Raw genomic sequence first — 21,667 nt, 5'->3', positions numbered from 1 at the left:
ATCATCAGTTGAGTAAAATCCCACTGATGATTCATTTTATAATGCCCCCTCTTTAATTTTCAATTGCTGCGTTGCAAACTCACGATACATATCATGCGTCTGTAATAATTCATCATGCGTACCACTACCTGTAAGATTCCCTTTCTCAATAAAGACAATTTTATCTGCATCTACAACAGTAGAAAGTCTATGCGCAATCACTAACGTTGTTCTGCCTTTCATTAAGTTATTTAACGCTTTTTGAACGACAGACTCAGATTTACTATCTAAGCTTGAAGTCGCCTCATCTAACATAAGAATTTGCGGATTTCGAAGTAACGCTCGGGCAATGGCAATTCGCTGTCTTTGTCCTCCAGAAAGTTTCACACCGCGTTCTCCAACTTCTGTTGCATAACCGTTTGGTAAGTCATGAATAAATGCATCAACATATGCCATTGCAGCTACTTTTTCAATTTCTTCATCCGTTACTTCGCCCTCGACACCATAACAAATATTATCACGAATCGTTCCATCAATTAACGGACTATCTTGTGATACGTAACCGATTTGACGTCGCCATGACTCTAATGAATAACTCGTAATTGATTCTTTTCCTAATTTAATGGCACCACTAGTTGGCTCATAAAAACGTTCCAGTAATGAGAATAACGTTGTTTTCCCACTACCACTTGGTCCTACAATCGCTGTCACTTTTCCAGATTCAATTGTGAAATCAATATTTTTCAAAACTTGCTCTTCTTCGTTATACTCAAAATGTACATTTTCAAGAACGATCGGTTGCTTAGCATTTGTCACTTTCACACCAGTTTCATGATCTTCTACTTCATATTCTAAAATCGTACTAATTCTTTCCGTTGCACCAATTGCCTTTTGGAATTGTGTAAAGAACATAGATAATTGACTCATTGGCATTACAATTTGAACTAAATACAAAATAAACGCTACAAGTTCACCGGTTGTTAATGCACCGCTAGAAACTCGCATCCCACCATACCCTACGATAATAACAAGTAGTGCCATTAAAACAAACGACATAACTGGCGAAATTAATGCTTGCACTTTTCCTTCTTTCAAACCAAATTGTAATAACTTTTGTATACCTGTATTACCCGTTTCATATTCTCTCTTTTCTGTATTTGAAGATTTCACTAAACGAATTTCTGATAACACTTGCGTTAACACACTTGTAAAAGATGCAGTTTCATCTTGAAGCGCTTTTGAAATCTTATACATTTTTCGTCCAAGTGGAACTAAAATTAACACAGACAACGGAATAACCGTTAAAAGTAACGCAGTCATTTTCCAATCTAAAACAAATAATACAATTAACGATCCAACAATTGAAATACCACCTGTTAATAAGTTTGACAAATGCTCAGAAATTAACGTTTTCACAACACCTGTATCATTCGTCATACGGCTAATAGTATCACCTGTTCTATTTTGATCGTAATAAGATACCGGCAAGATAAGTACCTTTTTCCACAAACGTTCTCTTAGTCCCGCTACAATCTTCTGCCCAATATAATTTAGTAAATATATAGACAACCCTGCCGCAATAGTTTGCATTACAAAGAAAGCAACTAACCCAACAATTTGTCCTGCACTAATTGAAGAAAGCGAAAAATTATCTACTAATCCTTTTGTCAGCATAGGAATAAATAAACTCGCTCCCGTAGAAAGCAAACTCATTAACAACGCAAAAACTAAAATTCCTTTCGGAGGATTTGTATCTTGAATAAGGCGTAAAAACTGCCTCCAACTCCCTTTTTTCTTTATTTCATTTCTAACTTCCATTCCTGTTCATCTCCTCATGTTAAACAAAACTGTTCTTTCTAAAATTAGAATACGATACAAATGTAAACTGAATGTAAACACACTTTTTCTATTTTTACAAAATATACATAAAAACTCATCTTTACAACAGATATAAACATCTGATATTATTACCTGGTACTTAATATTATTCTATGTAAATTATAGATAAATAATTTACAACACGATATAAATCTCCAGCTAGTGAAAGGAGTATCCTTTTTGCAAACAAATATACATTCTGAAAAGGAAACAATTATTTTTATTCATGGATTAGTTGGCAATCGTCGCGCCTTCAAAAAAGAGCAAAAACGATTTTCTGCCTCCTACAACATTATAACTTATGACTTATTAGGTCACGGTGATGATAAAGGAGAAGCAATCGACTTTTCATTACAGCGCCTCGTAGATCAATTATTAAACTTATATGAACAAGAAGGTATTAAAAAAGCACATATTTGTGCGCTAAGTTACGGCTGTTACATCTCTACAATTTTTGCACAAATGCATCCAGAAAAAGTATTAAGTATTTGTCATATTGGAGGACATTACAATAACCCTTCTCGTTTATATAATGTATTTCAAAATTTTTGGGAGAAGCGAGGAGATGAATACTCTAAATGGCTCTCTCAATACGCAAATACTATTTTTCCAAGCGGTATATTAAAAGCAAATCCGTTCGCAGTCATTTCAAGAAATATTTACTACCGTTTCGGATTACAATTACATTCATCTATAATTGCCCAGTCATTACGACATCGGTTAGAATTCGATTTAAAATCTAAATTAAAATCACTTCCTCACCCTATACTATGGGTAATGGGAGAGCATGATCATCTCTATAAATCTTGTCTATTTGATTTGAAATCTATTTTGCCTAACGTTCTATATAAGGAAATACCGTTAGCGGGACATGCAGCGAACTTATTTCGTCCTAACTATTTCCATGACTTATATGATCGATTTTTAAATGGAAAGTTAAAATAAAAACTATTAAACTTCCAATTTATTCAACTATAAAAAGGCTTCCCAAGTTTCCTTGGAAAGCCTTTTCTCTATACGAAAAGTATATAAAACTACTTTTTCTTAGTATGCTTTTGTGTAACCTAATAGGTGCTTGCTCCAGTAAGAGTTACTTACAGAACTAATACGTACACCAGTTGCATCTGTTTCTGCACTAATGAACTGACCGTTTCCTAAGTAAACACCCATGTGAGAAGGACCTGATTTATAAGTATTTTGGAAGTATACTAAATCACCTGGTTGTGGATTGCTAGTTTTTGTTTTAGAGCTCCAGTATCCAGCAACTGTTTGACGAGCGCCTTTATGACCAGTTTGATTTAATACGTAGTGAATGAATCCACTGCAGTCAAAACCAGCAGGTGTTGTACCAGCAGTTCTGTATGGTGAACCATTTAAAGATCTAGCGAATCCAGCGATTGAAGATGTATCTCCACCTGTTGTTGGTTTTTGTACGTCTTTACCTGGTTGTTGAACGTTATTTGTAACATTATTGTTATTTGTAACGTTGTTTACTCCGCCTTTTACAAACTTAACGAAGTCTGCACTTACGTAACCTGTGCGGCCGTTATGGTTAATTTTGTACCAACCATTTTCAGCACCAGTAACGTTTAATACTTTACCATTTGTTACTCCACCGATTACAGCGTTGTATGTAGCTGGGCCTGTACGTACTTTTAAAGCACCAGTGTTAACAACATAAGAACCACCAGTTTGAACTGTTGTAGTATTGTTGTTTGTAGTTGGTTGTTGTGTTTCGTTAGATACAGCAGAACCACCTTTTGTTACGAAGTCTTTGCTTACGTATCCAGTTCCACCATTGAAGTTGATTTTAAACCAATCTTGTACTTCACCTACAACTTGTACTGTTTTACCTTTGTTTACAGAACCTAATACTGTATGAGATGTACTTGGGCCTGTACGTACGTTAAGTGAAGAAACGTTTACTGTGTAAGTACCTGTTCCTTGTTGAACAGTCGTTCCTGTTTTGCCACCAGTCGTTACGAAGTCACCACTTACATAACCTGTTTGACCATTTACGTTTACTTTGAACCAACCATTTTCTTGTCCAACTACTTGTAGCACTTGGCCTGACTTTACTTTAGAAATAACGTTATGTCCTGTACCAGCACCTGAACGAACATTTAATACATCAGCAGTTACTGTGTATTTTAATTCAGAAGTTGTTTCTACAGTTTTTGTTTCAGTTACAGTCGTTTGAGTTTGAGTTTGTCCATTAATTTCTTTTAGCGCTTCATTTGAAACTTGTGCATGAGCAGAATCCATTCCTGGAACTGCAACGCCAGCTACAGAAGCTGCTGCTAAACCTGCAATTACTTTTTTCATAAGTTGTCTTTACTTCCTTTCCCTACTATCCTCTTAAAAAAAACTAAAACTTTAATACTTTACAATATTATCAAAGTAAAATATTCATCCAGTTCCATTTTTTAGCAAGAGTTTTATTTTTCACACAGAGTTCATTTTAAATGAACGAAGTGAAATCTGTGTGAACTTCATGTGAACTTTATCATTAATTATAGTGTTTTTGCAATGATTTTTTCAAATTTCTCATATATCGCATGAAAATTCGACATTCCATTTAATATCTCAATATAAAACATCCCTTTTCTATCTTCTATAAAAAATTCTATTAACCTAATACAAACCACATTATGTATTTCCTTATAAAGCTCCTTACATGAAGTATACTTTCATCATGACAAAAATCACTCTATTTATCAATAGTATAATATTTTTAGAAAACTAAATTTCTATACTATCTACAATTTTGAAATAATTTGACGAATTGTAAGATTTATTTCAAAAAAGCCATTTCTCCTTTAAAGAAAACACACACTATATCAACTGTTCTCTTTTTCCCATAATGGAATTTATAGGATATTTATAGTATTATATACATATCTTAATAAAAAAGAATTTTAGCGAATTGATTAAAGTTTCATTCCCTTATAAAATGAAACTTTAATCAGTAAGGGTTTTATACATCCTCCGCTAATTATTAACCCTCACCACTCGGGCTGCCCATTAATACGGAGTTTTATTGGAATAAAAAGAGGAGGCATATTTGTGAGAAATATAATAGATGATCCAATACAAAAAAATATAGAGCTATACTATGCTTTTATTCAATTCGTTTCAATGATAACATTACAAAAAGTATCAGCTATTGAAACACGTAAAAACGAATTAAAAAATCAGATGAAAAATGCAGGACAAAAAAACCCTTATTACGTATAAAAAAGGTGAACAGGTTATATTCCTGTTCACCTTTTTAAATTATTTATAAATTTTCACACGGTCCTCTAGCGGTTGGAATTCTTTTTCACCAGCATGTACTACCGGTTTACCAAATGGCATTTGTGCAATAAGTTTCCAATTCTCTGGAACATCCCACTCTTTTCTCACTTCTTCATCAATTAGCGGATTGTAATGCTGTAACGTAGCACCAAACCCTTCAATTTCTAAAGCTGTCCAAATTGCAAATTGTAACATTCCTGATGATTGCTGAGACCAAGTTGGGAAATTATCTTTATATAATGCAAAGTTAGCTTGAAGGCTTTCCACTACTTCACTGTCTTCAAAATATAAAACCGTTCCATAACCACTTTTAAATGCATTCATTTTTTCTTCAGTAGGTGCAAAGTTATTTTCAGGTACAATTTTTCGTAACGTTTCTTTCGTAATATCCCATAATTTATCATGTTGTTCTCCTAATAAAACAACAACGCGAGCACTTTGAGAATTAAAAGCTGAAGGTGTATGTTTTACAGCATGATAAATCACTTCTTGAATTTTCTCATCAGAAACTACTTGCTCTTTACTAATTGCATAAATAGATCTTCTGTCTTCAATTGCTGAGTAAAAATCTTTTGCCATCATAATTCCCTCCAATTTTCAATTGAGGCTATTTCATATGTATATATCATATTACGCCCCTCAAACTTATTATTAATAAGCTTATAACTTTATAATATCACAGCAACAAACAAACTCAAATAATAACACTTATATTTAGAAGCTTTTTCCTTTTTAAAATAAAAATAAAAATAAAAAGACTGTTTGTTGTTATCTAAAATTAGTAACAACAAACAGTCTTACTTATGTAGCGATCTAGATTCGTATTTTACTTACTTAATTAACTAATCCAAATGCATACGACATTAACTTATTTGTCTCTGTAAAACGTTTTGTTTTACTTGATGTCCCCATGACCACTGTAATAATTCGATTATCACCTTGCTTTGCAGTCCCAGTAAAACAGTATCCTGCGCTATCTGTAAATCCAGTCTTTAGTCCGTCCATTCCTTCTATATATAAACTTTTATTATTTTTGTTTAACATGTCGTTTGTGCTTATAACATTAATATTATTAAATGCTAGCTGACTTTGACGTAAGTGAGTCACTTCTAATATTTCCGGATAATCTTTTATAAGATGATACGCCAATTGCGCTACATCAGCAGCCGTCATTTTTGTTTCACTTCCATCTGGCTCTTGTAATCCAGAAGCATTTGCAAATTTAGCATGTTCCGACATTTTTAACTGTTTCGCTTTTGCATCCATAAGCTGAACGAAATCTTTCTCCGATTTTGCCATATGTTCTGCTAAGGCCACAGCCGAATTATTAGCTGACTCAATCATTAATGCATGATATAAATCTTTAACAGTTAATGTGTCATTAACTTGTACTGGGATTCTCGCTCCTTCTGTTTGTGCCGCCTTCGCACTCATTTTTACTGGATCTTCCCAGCGAACTTTCCCGTTATGTATACTCTCTAGTAAGAGATACGCTGTCATCATCTTAGACATACTAGCCGGTGCAAAAGCTTCATTTTCATTATATTGATAAATAATATCTCCATCACTCGCATCGATAATCATAGCTGCTTTTGCGTTAATTTCTGGTGGGATGTACTTTGGCGGGACTACTTTTTCAGTAAATCCTGCTTTAGGTAGTTCTGCCACTTGCAAAGGTTGTCCCTCTACATTCGCTATGCTCTTTTGATTTCCTTGGAATAAGAACCAACATATCCCTAAAATAATAACTAATAGGACTGTCATCCTTCCCCATTTTAACCGATTCATTTCAAAACTCCTTTAGCAAACCTTTTATACACTCATATTTAACCTTAACAACAATTCCTTTATATAGTCAAGGTAAAAGGTATATTTATTCATATACAGCAATGATTATTTTAATTTATTTATGTTAAACTTACAATATTGAAACGTAAGAATATTCAATAATAAAATCTCGTAAATAAAGCGAAACTTTAATCAGCCCCCCAATCGGGCTACCCGTCAAATAGCGAGATAAACTATTTAATAGAAGGGATTCATACAAATGCTACTTCCAAAATCATTAAAATACGGAGACACAATTGGGATCTACTCCCCTTCTTCACCAGTAACCTACACTTCTCCAAAAAGATTTGAACGAGCAAAATCTTACTTACAACAGAAAGGGTTTCATATATTAGAAGGTTCATTAACAGGTCGATATGATTTTTATCGTTCTGGTAGTATACAAGAGCGTGCTGAGGAGCTAAATGTCTTAATAAGAAATCCTAATATTTCTTGTATTATGTCAACAATTGGTGGGATGAATTCAAATTCAATATTACCTTATATTGATTATGATGCTTTTCTAAAGAACCCTAAAATAATGATTGGGTATTCAGATGCAACTGCTTTATTACTAGGAATTTACGCCAAAACAGGAATCCCTACATTTTATGGACCAGCTCTCGTCCCTTCCTTTGGCGAATTTGAACCTTTTGTTGATTGTACATACAAATATTTTGCTGAAACTTTACTACATGATCATTCTCTTCCTTATCATATAAAACAACCATTATTTTGGTCAGATGAATTTATTAATTGGGAAGAAAAGACGAAGGAGAAAGAACTTCGACCAAACGATTGGATTTCAGTAATTGATGGAAAAGCTACTGGGCGTATTATTGGCGGGAATTTAAATACGATACAAGGAATTTTTGGTAGTCCCTATATGCCACATATTCAAAAAGGCGACATTCTCTTTATTGAGGACAGTTCAAAAGATGCAGCTACTATTGAAAGAAGCTTTTCATTACTTAAAATTAACGGTGTATTCGATAAAATTTCAGGTATTATTCTTGGAAAACACGAGCAATTTGATGATTGTGGTACCAATCGAAAACCTTTTGAAATACTATTAGAAGTACTTCAAAATCAAAGAATTCCTTTTCTAGCTGACTTCGATTGTTGTCATACACATCCAATGATTACCATACCTATCGGTGTTCAAGTAGAGTTGGATGCAACAAATAAATCGATACATATTGTAGAACCTTGGAAAAAATGAATGCATAGCTTCTATTGTTTTACAATAAAAGCCATGATACTATGTAATTTGGAATGTGAAAGGTTAAACAAAATACGTTCCAATATATATCATTAGAAAAATTAGGTATAAATATATATTTATATGCAAAAGAGAGTGAATAAATGAAACCAACTATTAAAAATTACGTATTTTTACATGTAGCTTTTTTGATATATTCTATCATTATGGTTTACATGAAATGGGCAGCTAAATTCCCCATTGCTTCCATCTCATTTTTTGTTGCTTATTTCGGACTAGTTATACTTTTATTCGGATATGCAATTTTATGGCAACAAGTAATTAAACATTTCGAAATTTCAAAAGCATATTCACATCGCGGAATTATTATACTATGGTCAATGCTTTGGTCAGTATTTCTATTTGGAGATACGATTCAGTGGAATCATTTACTTGGTGCGGCTATTATTATCGTCGGAATTGTGGTGGTGACAAAAGATGAATAGTTATATGTTATTATTTATTTTCGGGATAATTTTAGCTAATTACTCACAAATATTATTAAAAAAAGCTACTTTGCAACAATACGATTCTAGAATAAAAGAATATGTGAATCCTTATGTTATTATCGGCTACTCTTTATTTGTAATTAACGCCGGATTAAATGTTATCGCCATGAAGGGCATGGCATTAAAACAAGCATCAGCATTAGAATCCTTAAGTTATATCATCATATTAATTTTTGGTTGGTATTTCCTAGGAGAAAAAATAACGAAACGTAAACTCATCGGCAACATGATTATTATCGTTGGTGTAATCGTTTATTGTATCCAATAGTAAAAAGCTCCGTTTATCACAAACGGAGCTTTTTACTATTGACCTAAATTTTGCACTTTATCTTTCAAATCTCGAACTTGATCTACCGTCTGCATAAGCTCAGAGCTTTTAAATTGCTCTACATCCACTTTGCCTTCTTCTATCTTTGTCTTCGCCGTATCAATTAACGTATTTAACTTTTCGTTATATCCGACGATTTGTTGATGAAGATCCTTTGCTACATCAGGTGGCGTTAATTCATTGAATGCGGGTATATCTTGTTTAATTTCACTAAGCTTCGTTTCTAATTCTTTTCGAGCCTCGCTATCATTAACGGCCTTTTCTGCTAATGCTGGTGCATCATTTGCAAATGCACTTATTTCATTTACATAGTCTGTCGCCTTTTGAGCATAATCTATGGAGTTCTTTCCTTCTTCCACTATTGAACATCCCATTAAACCAATTGAAACTATGAATACTAATACAATTGATTTTATTTTCATTTTAGACCCCCTTCGTTCTTATAATTGTCTGTAATTTTCTCTATACATAACTTCTAGCTAAATTGTTTATAACCTTTTTCAAATAGCTATTTACCCTCTTACATGCCCTATTATCGTTACAACATCTATTTCTATATGTACGCTTATAATATCTTCAATTATATCCATATACCCTTGTCCTATAGCTGTTCCATAGTGTAATGTAAGCCCCTTCTTTTCATACACTGACTTTGGCACTGAAAAAATAAATCTCCTCAAGTTTCTTTCATCAGCTGGTTCCATAATTAAAACAATCCCATCCTCATCAAACATATACGCTCGCCCTCCAACTTTACATTCACTATGGCTCAGTATTGCCTTGGTCAGCAAAATTTAAAACATAATAAGTTAAGATACACTCTGCTCTATCATAAAGTGAAACTTTAATTAGCCCTCACCAGTCGACTCTTTATCGGCAAATAGCGGGATAAAAATAAAAAGCATTCATTCTTTTTTGTTAAGAATAAATGCTTTTTAAAAAATCAATTTCTAACTCTAGCATCTTTTTTTGACGAGGTTTTACTTTCCTTACGGGAACTCCAGCGTAAATATACCAATCATCTAAACTCTCTTTTACCATACTCATCGCGCCGACTGCCGTACCTTCTCCTACAATTACATTTGGAAAAATAATAGAATTAGCACCAATAATCACATGTTTTTTTAAAATAACTTTTTCTGCTTTCACATTCCTATATTGATTCGGGACGGTTGGCCCCATTAATGTATTTCCACTGAAATCATCAAGTACTGCATATACGATTGTTTTAGCTGAGATGTTTGCAAAATCATGCATTTCAATCCCAACTTCCCCTCCATATAACGCTGTATACGCTGATATGTGCGAATAACTTCCAATTGTGATTTTACCACTTAAAATGCAAAAATCATCAATTCTTACATGATTGCCAACTGATATAGCACTCGGATTATATATACTTGCTTTTTTACTAACCAATACATTTTTCCCAACAGATAAAAATCCAATTTCCTTTAGTTCTTCTTGACTATAAAAACTATTCATCTACCGACACCACCTTCTGCTCTAAACAGATTACAATTTGCTCTACTAGTTCTTTCGTCATTCCTTCCCATAAAGGTAAACTTACGATTCGTTTTGCTATTTTATTCGTCTTTGTTAAATCTGTAGACTTATAGTTTTTAAAAAGAACTTGTTGGTGGCAAGATGGTGAAAAGTATAATCTAGCTTCTATTTTCTGTTTTTTCAGTTCTTCTATTACTTGTATGTTGCGAACTTCTTCTGGACAAATGATAGGCATAAATTGGTGAATAACTGCTTCTGTCTTTTGGACTTTCCACCCTTTTTTCATTAACCCAGTATTTTGTAACAACTGTTTATACCATTCAGAAATACGAGTGCGTTCTTTTAATTTTTGATCCCACTTTTTTATAGTCGCAATCCCAATAGCTGCTGCGTATTCAGACATTTTACAATTAAACCCCATCATCGTGCATTCACGATTTCTATCAAATCCGAAATTCCCCATTCTTTTAATACGTTGTATATCTTCTTCGTTTTTACTATATATGAGCCCTCCTTCACCAATTCCGAAAGGCTTTGTTGCATGAAAGCTATATACGATCATTCCACTAAAATCTTGACCGTAATGCATTCCTCCATTCATTAAACCAAATCCCGGCGCCGCATCTACGACAACCGGAATCCCCTTCTTCTCTAATTCTTCATATTCTTCTAAGTTCATCCATGATCCAAAAGTGGCGTACGGGACAACAATCGCAACCTCTTCTTTTAATTCTTCTATCTTATGCAAAAGTACGGTTTTATCCATATACCAATCATCTATTGAAATATCAATAAAGTAAGGTTCCAATCCACACCAAATAGCGGCTAAGGCAGTCGCAGGGAATGTAAAGCTAGGCATGAGAGCATACTTTCCCTTTCTTCTTTTCTTTAGTTGAATAGCCGCCATTAACCCTAACGTTGCGTTTGCTACTGTTGTAACAGCTCCCCTGTTTTGAAAAAATGACGACATAATTGTTTCCTCAAAACGTTGATTTATAGGTCCATAATTCGTATATATGTGAGATGTATCAATTTCCTTCAATTCATCCAAATACTCACTTACAGGTACAGTTGAAGCACGTAAAAAAGGAATACTCTCCATATCTATCTATTCCTTCCTATCATTTTCGGACAATATAGAGCATATCTGTTTCAGATAATCCAAATTTCCTAGCACTTTTCATTCCTTGTTTTTCCGCTATGTTATATAATTCTACCTTAAATCCTGCATTCATTAATCGTTGAATAAATCCCGATTGATTGTAAATTCTCACATGATCTTCTTGACCAAAAGCTAATTTCCTCAATTGTGGTGTTACAATTAATTCATTCTCTATAATAAAATCTACATTCATTACGATCGGTACTTGAATAATTCCCCATCCATTTGGCTTTAACACTCTATATAACTCTCGCATTGCTTTGTCATCATCAGGAACGTGTTCTAACACATGGCTACATACTATTACATCAAAAGTATTACTATCATATGTAATCCTTGTAACATCAATTTCCTTCATTAATGGATCCTTTGGTTCTAAGTCACCACATACATACGTAATATTTTTATACTCGTTAAACCAATCTCTTAACTTTGCTTCAGGTGCAATATGAAGCATAGTATATTTTCTATTTAACAAGTCCGTTTCCGTTTCAATGTACGCACGGTACAATCTTTCACGATCCATCGAATTACAAACTGGACATATCCCTGTATCTTTATTCCACATTTCAAATTTATATTTCGGAAAATCATAATGTGCTGGCCAAGGTGAAAATTTTTCAAATTGTTGATTGCAATATTGACAATAACAACATTCTTTCTCGAACATATGAGCAACTAACTTGTTTAAGCCTTTTTTTATCTTTTCATTATAAATTTGATCTAGTTCGCCATTTCTTACTGCATCCTTAACTATAAATCCCGCATTTTCTAAACAATAAGATAAACTCTCTTTATACTCACTTTCGGAGCTTAAAAACCCACTATTATATGCATCTATAATTAATTCAATCCACTCTTCAATTGTCATTAAAATAAAATGCATTTGTTTTTGATTTTGTCCACTATGCTGTCTAAAATAACTAAGAGGTTCATGTATATAAACTACTTTTCCTTTCCTCATCATATCTAGCCAAGTTGCAATGTCATTAATAGCGGAATAAGCCTTTCCTTTAAAATATCCAAACTTCCCGTCAAACAAATTCCGATTAAACAAAACTGTTGTCGGCTCACCAACTACATTTTTCAAGTTTTTTAACATATAATTTCCTAATTCTTTTCCTTCAAAAAGTGTAGTTTCTTTCGCGATTTTCATATTTAATGTTGAAGGTGGTAATATCTCTCCATTCTCATCAATCAGTTCACGATATGACGTTACAAATGAAATATTTTCTAACGTCAAAAAGTATTTCATCATTCTCTCGATCTTTTCATGATGAAATAAATCATCATCTAATAAAAAGTTTATATAGTCCCCATTCGCAAGTTCTACACACTTATTAAAGTTTTCGGCAACTAACGGCGTTTCATTTTTAACATATGTAATACACTCATATTCACGTAAGTACAGTTGAATCATAGCATTGACTTCATCATTTGTACTGTCGTCAGAAATAATAATTTCAATATTTTCATATGTTTGATTCAAAGCGCTGTTGAGTGCTAATTCCAAGTAATAAGGTCTATTGTATGCAGGAATAAGTATACTTACTTTCGGTAAAGAAGAATTATTATTTATATGTTGTTTTTTCTTTTCTATGTTTATTTTCTTCGCTCTAATTTTTTGGTAATAGTCTAATGTATATAATATTGATGATGGAACTATCCTTCTTGCATAATCTAGAAAATTAGTTATCGCTTTGTCTAACTCTTTTTCAGTGGATAAGAAACCATATTGTTCTCCTGCTATAATACTGTGTGAAAAATCTTCTAACCCATCCATCATTTTATTAGATTCATTTAACTGTTGATCTGGATGTAATCGAAAGTAACTAAGTGTCTCTGCTATATATACAGCTTTTCCTTTACTTAATAAAGATAACCATGAAGCTATATCTACGTTACATAAATACCGCCTCTTATCAAAAATCCCAAACGGTTCTTGTAAATCATTTTTACGAAATAAAACTGTTGTCGGTTCTCCAATATAATTTTTTTGATCCACAATTACCTTATTTCCTAATTCTGTTCCCGCTATAATGGTATCCTCTTCAAATAAACGGACAGTCGAATAAATATGTCGTAGCTCTTTTCCTTTATCATCAATGACTTGACGATGAGATGTTACAAGCTTAATTTCATTATCTAAATCATCGAAAAAATACTTCATCATTTTTTCAATTTTATTCACATGAAATACATCATCATCCATTAAAAAATTTATATATTCACCGTTCGCTTCATTAAATAACATTAGCGCATTTTCAAATTGTCCGAGAGTTGATCTATTTTTTATATAAATAATATTTGAATGATCACATAAGTATTTTTGTAACACTTTTTCTGTTTCATCATTCGTGCTGTCATCTCCAACTATAATTTCTATATTAGGGTACGTTTGTTCTAACACACTACATAGCGCCTTTTCAAAGTAACGAGGACGATTATACGTAGGAATTAATACACTTACCAACGGAAGTTGCTCTACCACCTCTTCAGTTCTTTCAATACGAGTTCTCATTTTAACTCTCTCACCTCTTCGCATATTATTTATATACGCGACACAAAAATCACATTACTTTAACTGTATGGAGCCTATATACTTTTATGCAAACATGAAACAAATTATCATACTTTTCGTTCCTGAATAAACATATTTAATAATGCGGACATTTTATTTGCACCTTTTTTATTCATATGATCACTATCATAAAAATCATCATCACAAAATAATGGTGAATCAAATAGATCTATAATTTGAAAAGAATATTGAGTTTGAAAATAATTTATAACTTTATAAAAATCTTCTTTTAATTTCTTACTACTACAATTGAAATAATGTGAAGTAACTGGGAATACAACAATTAATGGTTTTATATCATTTTTTAACAGTAATTCTAAATATTTTTTAAAAATTATTTTATTTTCAACTAAAGTTTGAGGATACGCCAATTTAGCATGTGAAGCTGCTCTTATTTTCCCGTGTTCTTCAAAAGGAATATGAAGAGGAGTAGTATTCCATTCAGCATTTACCCAAGGCAGTATCAATGATTCATCTTTTAGTTCATCTAATAAAATATATTCAAAATGCAAATTAAAAATAGAAAGAAGTGGTTTCGGAGTATTTAGATGGGAGAATCCATCAGTGGGTAGAGGAGAGTGAACTACAGTATGATGACCATCTTGAAACAATGGATAATATACTTTGTGAATTCTATATGATTCGGAGGATAACGACATATCAAAGTAAAACGAGAAATAGGCTATTCCTATTAAACAATATTGAAATGAATGATTGTTTGATAAAAGTTGTGACGCTATTAAATAATCATAGTATAGATCTTGCGATGGAAGTGTTAATTTTATTGACTTTTTTGAGAGAAGCTCCGTACTTATGCCACAATGCGGATAAGACAAACCGGTAGCAAACAATTCATACGTCGGATCACTCTTTGCTTTTTTCATAGAAATGTATAAAGACATAAGATCCGGATTTATTTGATAGATAGAAATTAATTTATCCTTCCATTCATACATGTATTTTGTTAAATTAATAATTTTTGAACTTTGCACGCCCCTATTTATCAAATCATTTGTAAGTTTTTCTGCGTCCCCTCTCCAAATGACTATATATTGAAAAGAACTTTCTATACGAACAACATCTGAAACGTCCACAACATGAACTATTGTTTTACATTTATTTTTGTCTAACGTATTTCGAATCCTATCCCCTGATAATTCATCACTTAAAACAATGATTTTATATTGTTCCTTCATGTACATCCCCTCCATTATATGTATAATATGAAATTCATTTTTAATTCGTAACAATCATATACACCTGCAATCTAACAAAAAAAATAGCTCCACCATTAGGCGTAGCTATTTTTGCAATTATTGCTTATTCAAATTATATTCCTTTATCTAACTCATAAAGTTTACGATACTTTTCATTTTCTTTCAGAAGTTGTTTATGACTACCTTGCATGACAATTTGGCCACGATCAAGGAATATAACTTCGTCTACATGTTCTATTCCTACAAGATGGTGCGTAATCCAAATAACAGTCTTTTCTTCCGTTGCAGAAAACATTGTTTCAATTAAAGACAATTCTGTTTTTGGATCTAAACCGATAGTCGGTTCATCAAGTACAATAATTGGTGTTTCTTGCATAAGAGTTCTAGCAAAAGCAACCCTTTGTCTTTCCCCACCAGAAAACCGCTTTCCCATTTCATGCATTTTTGTTTGTAATCCGTCTGGAAGAGAAGTAACATGTGAAGCTAATTGTGCTTTCTCTAAAGCTTTCCATATCTCTTCATCCGTCGCCTCTGGTTTGCCAATTCGTACATTATTTCCAATTGTCGTATCAAACAAATGCGGCTTTTGATTTAATACAGAAATATATTTAGATAAAAGATTCGTATTAGCTCGTTCACCATTTAGTACAACTTGGCCATTTACTGGGCTTAACGCCCCTGTTAACAATTTTAGTAAAGTAGATTTCCCTGTCCCACTTCTCCCTAAAATAGCAATTTTCTTCCCTGCTTTTATTTGTAATGATACATCTTTTAATACAATCTCATTACTATCTGGATAACTATACGATACGTGATTCAGTTCAATATCTACATGTTTTGGTTCAATATAATCTTTCTCTCCATGCAAATCCGTTTCATCATGTAAAACACTATCACTTTCTACGCCATTAAGACGATGGGTAGATTCTACATACGACGGTATTCGATCGATGGCATCTGCAATAGGAATAAGCGCGTTCGTTACAGATAAAGTCATTAATACGAAAGCTGCGATAACTGTAGGAGCAATTTGTTCACTTGCCGCTTCATTCCCAGTCCATATGATCATCGAAATAACTACAATACCTACTACTAATTGAATGATACTGTCCCGAATATGATACCAGCGTTTCACTCTCTTTTCGATTTTTAACAACTGATCATTTTGTTTTACATACTCATTAATAAATTCATCTTTACGACCACTTGCTTGCCAATCGGATAATCCAAAAACAGCATCTGTCAGTTGTTGATACAAACGGTTTCTTCCTTGCTTTAAAGTAACATGATGTTTCTTCATCAAAAGTAATGATACAAACGGAAGAAGAAAAACGATAATAGCTAACATACAACCTACAATAAGTGCAAAAACAAAATCAAATGCACCGATAACAAGTACGAAGATACTATAAACAACTAGCGCTAATATGCTAGGAAATATTGTACGTAAATATAGGTTTTGCAAATGCTCTATATCTTCGGATAACACTCCTAACATATCACCCGTTTGAAATCGAGAACGGAAAAATAACGCCTGTGGTTCTACTATTCTATATAGCCTCGTTCTCATTTTTTCTAATATACGTAGTACGACATCATGTCCGACTAAGCGCTCTATATAATGAAATACAGCTTGCCCTATACTAAACGCTCTTGTTGCAACAATAGGAACATATACAGCCATTACATTTTCTGGTCTAAGGGCAGATTTTGAGATCAAATAACCTGAAATAAAAAGTAACATCGCTCCTGAACTAACTCCAAGAAGACCAAGGAAAATAGTTAAAGTCATTCTACCTTTATTTTGTTTTATATAAGGTTTAACCCAGTTACTCATTTCTCTCCCCTCTCTTCCCTATGAAAATGTAATGTCTCATTCTCTAAAAGTTCTTCATACGTCCCACTTTCTTTCATTTCCCCTTTATTTAAAATAAGAATATGGTCCATTTGTTTCATCCAATGTAGACGGTGGGTTGCTAAAAATACTAACTTTCCATTAAATAGACGTAACATCGCTTGCTTTATTTCAAATTCGGTTTCAATATCAAGATGTGCCGTAGGCTCATCTAATAAAATGATTGGTTTTTTACTTAAAAGCGCACGCGCCATAGCAACACGCTGTTCTTGTCCGCCACTTAGCATACGTCCACCTTCTCCAATTCTTTCGTGCATCCCATTTGGAAGTGATGTAACGAGTGAACGAAGGCCGACTTCATTAATAACTCTTTCAACTTCTTCATCTGTTGCATTTGTTTCATAAAAACGAATGTTATCCTTTAATGAAAGCGGAAAAATATAAGGTTGCTGCGGAATATAAGCGATATTTTTTTGCCAATCTTCACGAGTAGATCCATCAACTTCTACACCATTTACTAACATCTTTCCACTCGAAGGAGATAAAAAACCTGCTAATACGTCGATTAACGTCGATTTGCCTGCACCACTTTCACCAATAACACCAATAGCACCGTTACCTTCCCAAGTAAAATTAATTCCTTCTAATATAGCCTTTTCAGATTCAGTATTATTAACTTTGATGTCTTGTAATTTCAAGCTACTAGAGGCATTCCATACTATATCTTCATTTAAATCTTTCTTTTGTATTCCTTTTTGTTGTTGCAAAATCTCTTCTATTTGCTCCATCGCAATTTGTCCATCTAATGTCGCATGATAATTTGCTCCCACTTGTTTAATCGGCAGAAAATATTCCGGAGCTAAAATCAAAATTGTAAGGGCTGGTAATAGTATAATCGTTCCATCTATTAAACGTATCCCTAATCCAACTGCCACAAACGCAATTGATAAACTCGTAAAGAAATCTAATGCAAAAGAAGAAAGAAAAGCAACTCGCAAAGTACGCATCGTTGCTTTTCTATACCTTTTACTTACTTTTTCAATCTTTCCTTCGTGCTGTTCACTTTTCCCTAAATACTTTAATGTTTCTAAACCTTTTAACGTATCTACAAAATGGTTCGAAAGTACACGATATATCTCGTACTGACTATCTGCCATTTTTTGCGCTGCTAATCCGAGAAGAATCATAAATATGATCACGATAGGAATCGTTACAACTAAAATGATTCCAGACTCAATATCTAGCGTAAAAACATATAGTACAATTAGACCTGGAACGATGCTACTTCTAATCATTTTAGGAATCGTTAATTCAATATATGTTTTAAATTTCTCAATCCCTTCAATTGATAAGGTAACCAGATGACCAGTCCCAACAGTTTGAACATACCTTGGACCTAATGTGAAATATGCCTCTACTAGTTGTTTTCTTAGTAACGACCCTGTTTTTTCAGCAAAACGTTCCACTAATATTTGTGATGTTCGAACTACTATATGACGCGCTGCAAACGCGATACCAAAATAAACAATTTCACTTAATATTGTTTGTACTGTCTCTCCATGAAATAAAAACGTAATAGCTCGTGCTAAAAAGATTGTTTGCGCAATAATACTAAAAGCTTCTAAAATACTAATAATCGTTAACGCTACATATAAAATACGGCTACCGGGATAAGACGGAAGTCCTCTTTTTCTTTTCATTAGTACTCCAAATCGTTGTCTGACTTAACAGGTTGTCTAAATACATAATAACTCCATATTTGACTTCCGATAACGAAAGGCAAAATAGCAATCGCAAAGTAAGTCATAAGTTTTAATGCATAAGCTCCTGATGCTGCGTTGTAAATTGTCAAATCATTCATTGCTCCTAAAGAGCTAATCATAACACGTGGGAACATACCGATAAATACACTCGCACTTAGTAAAATGATTGTTAAACTCGTCATAAAGAAAGCCCAACCATCTCTTCTTCTTTTATTTAATAAAGTGGACACTAATAGTGCTACAAAAGCTCCGATTGGCACCATAATCCATTCTGTTCCATGAGCAGTGAAAATGTCGGTTTTCCATAACCCCACACCAGCAAAAACAAGAAGTGTAATTAATGAAAATGGTGCAATTTTTATTGCAGCAATTCGTGCACGTTCTCTCAATTTACCAGTTGTACGTATCGTAAGAAATTGTAATCCGTGAACAATACATAGTAGGAGAAACATTACTCCTCCAAGTAACGCAAATGGATGAAGTAATTGCAGGAATCCACCTACAACATTTTTACTCTCATCAATAGGTACACCTACCATAAAGTTTGCAATCGCAACTCCCCAAAGGATAGGAGGTAACATACTTCCAATAAACATTCCCCAATCCCATGCACTCTTCCATTTATGATTATCTATTTTCGCACGAAATTTAAAGGAAACACCTCTTAAAATTAAAGCAAGAAGCATAAATACAAACGGAATATAAAAACCACTAAATAAAGTTGCATACCAGTGCGGAAATGCCGCAAACATCGCTCCGCCAGCACAAACAAGCCATACTTCATTCGCGTGCCAGAACGGTCCTATTGTATTTAAGTAAACTCGTTTTTCAAAATCATTCTTTCCTAAAAACCTCGAAACCATTCCTACCCCAAAGTCGAAACCTTCCAGTACGAAGAATCCAACAAACAAGATTGCAATAACTAAAAACCATAACTCATTAAGAGATAACATACTCTTCCTCCTTATCAAATGGATCATGGCTTTGATAATCCTTTTTCGTTTTCTTATTCGTGTGGCCCTTAATGGTACGAACAAATAAGTACACACAAATTCCACCCATAATTAAATACATTGATGTGAATGAAATAAGTGAGAATAATACTTCACCGAATGTTACATTTGGTGATACAGCATCTTCTGTTTTCATTACACCAAATACAACCCAAGGTTGACGACCCATTTCAGTCATAATCCACCCTACTGTATTACCGATGAATGGAAGAGAAATTGCATACACCATTAATTTTAAATACCACGTTTTTTCCGCTAAACGATCTTTTCTTGATAAGAACCATCCGTAAGCTCCTAGAAGAAGCATGAATGTTCCACTCATTACCATCGCTCTAAAACTCCAAAACATTGTATGCACTGGAGGAATATAATCTCCAGGTCCATATTTTTCCTCATATTGTTTTTGAATTTGATTCATCCCTTCAACTTGACCGCTAAACTTATCATACGATAATAGACTTAGCATATAAGGGATTTGAATTTCAAACGAATTTTCTTTCTTCTCTGTATCAATTTTCGAAAATACTGTAAATGGTGCTGGATCCTCACTTGTATTCCATAGCGCTTCAGCTGCCGCCATCTTCATTGGATGTGTCTTAATTAATTGTTGCGCTTGTGCATGACCGAAGAATAATACAAGCGCCGTTGTAATTGTTCCAACAATGATAGAAATTCGGAAAGATTTTTTAAATACTACAGTTTCTCGTCCTTTTGTAATTTTCCATGCACTTACACCAGCAATAAAGAATGCACCTGTTGCAATTGCCGCTGTAATTGTATGCGGGAATTGTACCCATAGTTGTGGGTTTTGAATAATGGCTAAGAAATCATTCATTTGCGCACGACCATCAGCTGCCATTTCATACCCGACAGGTGACTGCATAAATGCACTTGCAGTTAAAATCCAGAATGCTGATAACATCGTTCCAATTGAAAGGAGCCAAATACACATTAAGTGAATTCGCTTCGGTAATTTATCCTCACCAAATACCCATAACCCCAGGAATGTAGACTCAATGAAAAATGCCAGTAATCCTTCAATCGCAAGTGATGGACCAAATACATCACCTACAAAACGTGAATACGTTGACCAGTTCATACCAAACTGGAATTCTTGTAAAATACCTGTTACTACACCTACTGCAAAGTTAATAAGGAATAATTGCGTCCAAAACTTTGCCATCTTCTTATATACTTCTTGCCCTTTTACCACATACAACGTTTGCATGATCGCAATAATAAAAGCTAAACCAATTGACAGCGGAACAAAAAAGTAATGGAAAATCGTTGTTGATGCGAACTGTATTCGTGCCAATTCGAGCGTTTCCATACTAAAATCACTTCCTTCATAGTTTTTATAATAAAAGTTAATTGAGCAATCTTATCAAACTCAATTATTAAGAAATACGAAAAGACAAAAACATTTTGTATGTATTGTCGAAAAATATGAAGTTTCAGTTTTTCAAACTATTGTAATGCTATTTTTTACCT

Annotated in this window: 19 protein-coding genes; 5 read left to right on the top strand and 14 right to left on the bottom strand. The window is 33.5% G+C overall.

Annotated features, from left to right (window positions below):
* Nucleotides 1-36 precede the first annotated feature (36 nt).
* Entirely contained in the window at nucleotides 37-1,797 is a 1,761-nt protein-coding gene (locus HMPREF2590_RS10040) for an ABC transporter ATP-binding protein (protein WP_000453867.1), read from the bottom strand.
* A gap of 240 nt (nucleotides 1,798-2,037) precedes the next feature.
* Between HMPREF2590_RS10040 and HMPREF2590_RS10035 the strand changes: the two genes are divergently transcribed.
* A complete protein-coding gene (locus tag HMPREF2590_RS10035; protein ID WP_001194306.1) occupies nucleotides 2,038-2,802 on the top strand; it encodes an alpha/beta fold hydrolase in 765 nt (254 codons plus the stop codon).
* Between the two features lie 99 nt (nucleotides 2,803-2,901).
* On the opposite strand, the gene entFM is transcribed toward HMPREF2590_RS10035, so the two are convergent.
* Nucleotides 2,902-4,182, bottom strand: coding sequence for an enterotoxin EntFM (entFM, locus tag HMPREF2590_RS10030; RefSeq protein ID WP_000755525.1), 1,281 nt, complete (start codon nucleotides 4,180-4,182; stop codon nucleotides 2,902-2,904).
* A 741-nt stretch (nucleotides 4,183-4,923) separates the two neighbouring features.
* On the opposite strand from entFM, the gene HMPREF2590_RS10025 reads away from it, so the two are divergent.
* Complete coding sequence (locus HMPREF2590_RS10025; protein ID WP_001244279.1) at nucleotides 4,924-5,094, top strand: hypothetical protein; 171 nt, start codon at nucleotides 4,924-4,926, stop codon at nucleotides 5,092-5,094.
* Between the two features lie 39 nt (nucleotides 5,095-5,133).
* On the opposite strand, the gene HMPREF2590_RS10020 is transcribed toward HMPREF2590_RS10025, so the two are convergent.
* Together HMPREF2590_RS10020 and HMPREF2590_RS10015 are read right to left on the bottom strand one after the other, a co-directional pair.
* Nucleotides 5,134-5,736, bottom strand: a complete 603-nt coding sequence (locus HMPREF2590_RS10020; protein WP_001987122.1) for a nitroreductase family protein — start codon at nucleotides 5,734-5,736, stop codon at nucleotides 5,134-5,136.
* Nucleotides 5,737-5,988: 252 nt separating this feature from the next.
* Nucleotides 5,989-6,942, bottom strand: coding sequence for a D-alanyl-D-alanine carboxypeptidase family protein (locus HMPREF2590_RS10015; RefSeq protein ID WP_001080870.1), 954 nt, complete (start codon nucleotides 6,940-6,942; stop codon nucleotides 5,989-5,991).
* A 259-nt stretch (nucleotides 6,943-7,201) separates the two neighbouring features.
* On the opposite strand from HMPREF2590_RS10015, the gene HMPREF2590_RS10010 reads away from it, so the two are divergent.
* From HMPREF2590_RS10010 to HMPREF2590_RS10000, 3 genes are all read left to right on the top strand, one after another.
* A complete protein-coding gene (locus HMPREF2590_RS10010; protein ID WP_000926321.1) occupies nucleotides 7,202-8,203 on the top strand; it encodes a S66 family peptidase in 1,002 nt (333 codons plus the stop codon).
* A gap of 143 nt (nucleotides 8,204-8,346) precedes the next feature.
* Nucleotides 8,347-8,688, top strand: a complete 342-nt coding sequence (locus HMPREF2590_RS10005) for an EamA family transporter (RefSeq protein WP_000805125.1) — start codon at nucleotides 8,347-8,349, stop codon at nucleotides 8,686-8,688.
* Nucleotides 8,681-9,019 (top strand): EamA family transporter, encoded by a 339-nt coding sequence (locus HMPREF2590_RS10000; RefSeq protein ID WP_001089868.1) that lies wholly within the window; start codon nucleotides 8,681-8,683, stop codon nucleotides 9,017-9,019. The genes HMPREF2590_RS10005 and HMPREF2590_RS10000 overlap by 8 nt, the downstream gene beginning before the upstream one ends.
* Nucleotides 9,020-9,054: 35 nt before the next feature.
* Here the strand turns inward: HMPREF2590_RS10000 and HMPREF2590_RS09995 are convergent, their stop codons facing one another.
* From HMPREF2590_RS09995 to cydA, 10 genes are all read right to left on the bottom strand, one after another.
* Nucleotides 9,055-9,501, bottom strand: coding sequence for a DUF6376 family protein (locus HMPREF2590_RS09995; protein WP_000695230.1), 447 nt, complete (start codon nucleotides 9,499-9,501; stop codon nucleotides 9,055-9,057).
* A gap of 90 nt (nucleotides 9,502-9,591) precedes the next feature.
* A complete protein-coding gene (locus HMPREF2590_RS09990) occupies nucleotides 9,592-9,813 on the bottom strand; it encodes a hypothetical protein (RefSeq protein ID WP_000459099.1) in 222 nt (73 codons plus the stop codon).
* Nucleotides 9,814-9,997: 184 nt separating this feature from the next.
* Nucleotides 9,998-10,564, bottom strand: coding sequence for an acyltransferase (locus tag HMPREF2590_RS09985; protein WP_001084165.1), 567 nt, complete (start codon nucleotides 10,562-10,564; stop codon nucleotides 9,998-10,000).
* A complete protein-coding gene (locus HMPREF2590_RS09980; RefSeq protein WP_000443946.1) occupies nucleotides 10,557-11,687 on the bottom strand; it encodes a DegT/DnrJ/EryC1/StrS aminotransferase family protein in 1,131 nt (376 codons plus the stop codon). Before HMPREF2590_RS09980 ends, HMPREF2590_RS09985 begins: the two co-directional genes overlap by 8 nt.
* 19 nt (nucleotides 11,688-11,706) lie before the next feature.
* A complete protein-coding gene (locus tag HMPREF2590_RS09975) occupies nucleotides 11,707-14,268 on the bottom strand; it encodes a glycosyltransferase (RefSeq protein WP_001260424.1) in 2,562 nt (853 codons plus the stop codon).
* 107 nt (nucleotides 14,269-14,375) lie between these two features.
* Complete coding sequence (locus tag HMPREF2590_RS09970) at nucleotides 14,376-15,524, bottom strand: hypothetical protein (protein ID WP_070861393.1); 1,149 nt, start codon at nucleotides 15,522-15,524, stop codon at nucleotides 14,376-14,378.
* Nucleotides 15,525-15,657: 133 nt separating this feature from the next.
* Nucleotides 15,658-17,382, bottom strand: a complete 1,725-nt coding sequence (gene cydC, locus HMPREF2590_RS09965) for a thiol reductant ABC exporter subunit CydC (protein WP_000073648.1) — start codon at nucleotides 17,380-17,382, stop codon at nucleotides 15,658-15,660.
* Nucleotides 17,379-19,100, bottom strand: coding sequence for a thiol reductant ABC exporter subunit CydD (gene cydD, locus HMPREF2590_RS09960; RefSeq protein WP_000824027.1), 1,722 nt, complete (start codon nucleotides 19,098-19,100; stop codon nucleotides 17,379-17,381). Before cydD ends, cydC begins: the two co-directional genes overlap by 4 nt.
* Nucleotides 19,100-20,116, bottom strand: a complete 1,017-nt coding sequence (gene cydB / locus HMPREF2590_RS09955) for a cytochrome d ubiquinol oxidase subunit II (protein ID WP_000950083.1) — start codon at nucleotides 20,114-20,116, stop codon at nucleotides 19,100-19,102. The genes cydD and cydB overlap by 1 nt, the downstream gene beginning before the upstream one ends.
* Nucleotides 20,103-21,506, bottom strand: coding sequence for a cytochrome ubiquinol oxidase subunit I (gene cydA / locus HMPREF2590_RS09950; RefSeq protein WP_000448873.1), 1,404 nt, complete (start codon nucleotides 21,504-21,506; stop codon nucleotides 20,103-20,105). The genes cydB and cydA overlap by 14 nt, the downstream gene beginning before the upstream one ends.
* Nucleotides 21,507-21,667: the final 161 nt, after the last annotated feature.

Origin of the sequence: Bacillus sp. HMSC036E02 (assembly GCF_001836235.1) — a bacterium.
Taxonomy (GTDB): Bacteria; Bacillota; Bacilli; order Bacillales; family Bacillaceae_G; genus Bacillus_A; species Bacillus_A cereus.
The sequence above is the reverse complement of the archived record's forward strand: the minus strand, read 5'-3'. Positions and strand labels throughout refer to the sequence as shown.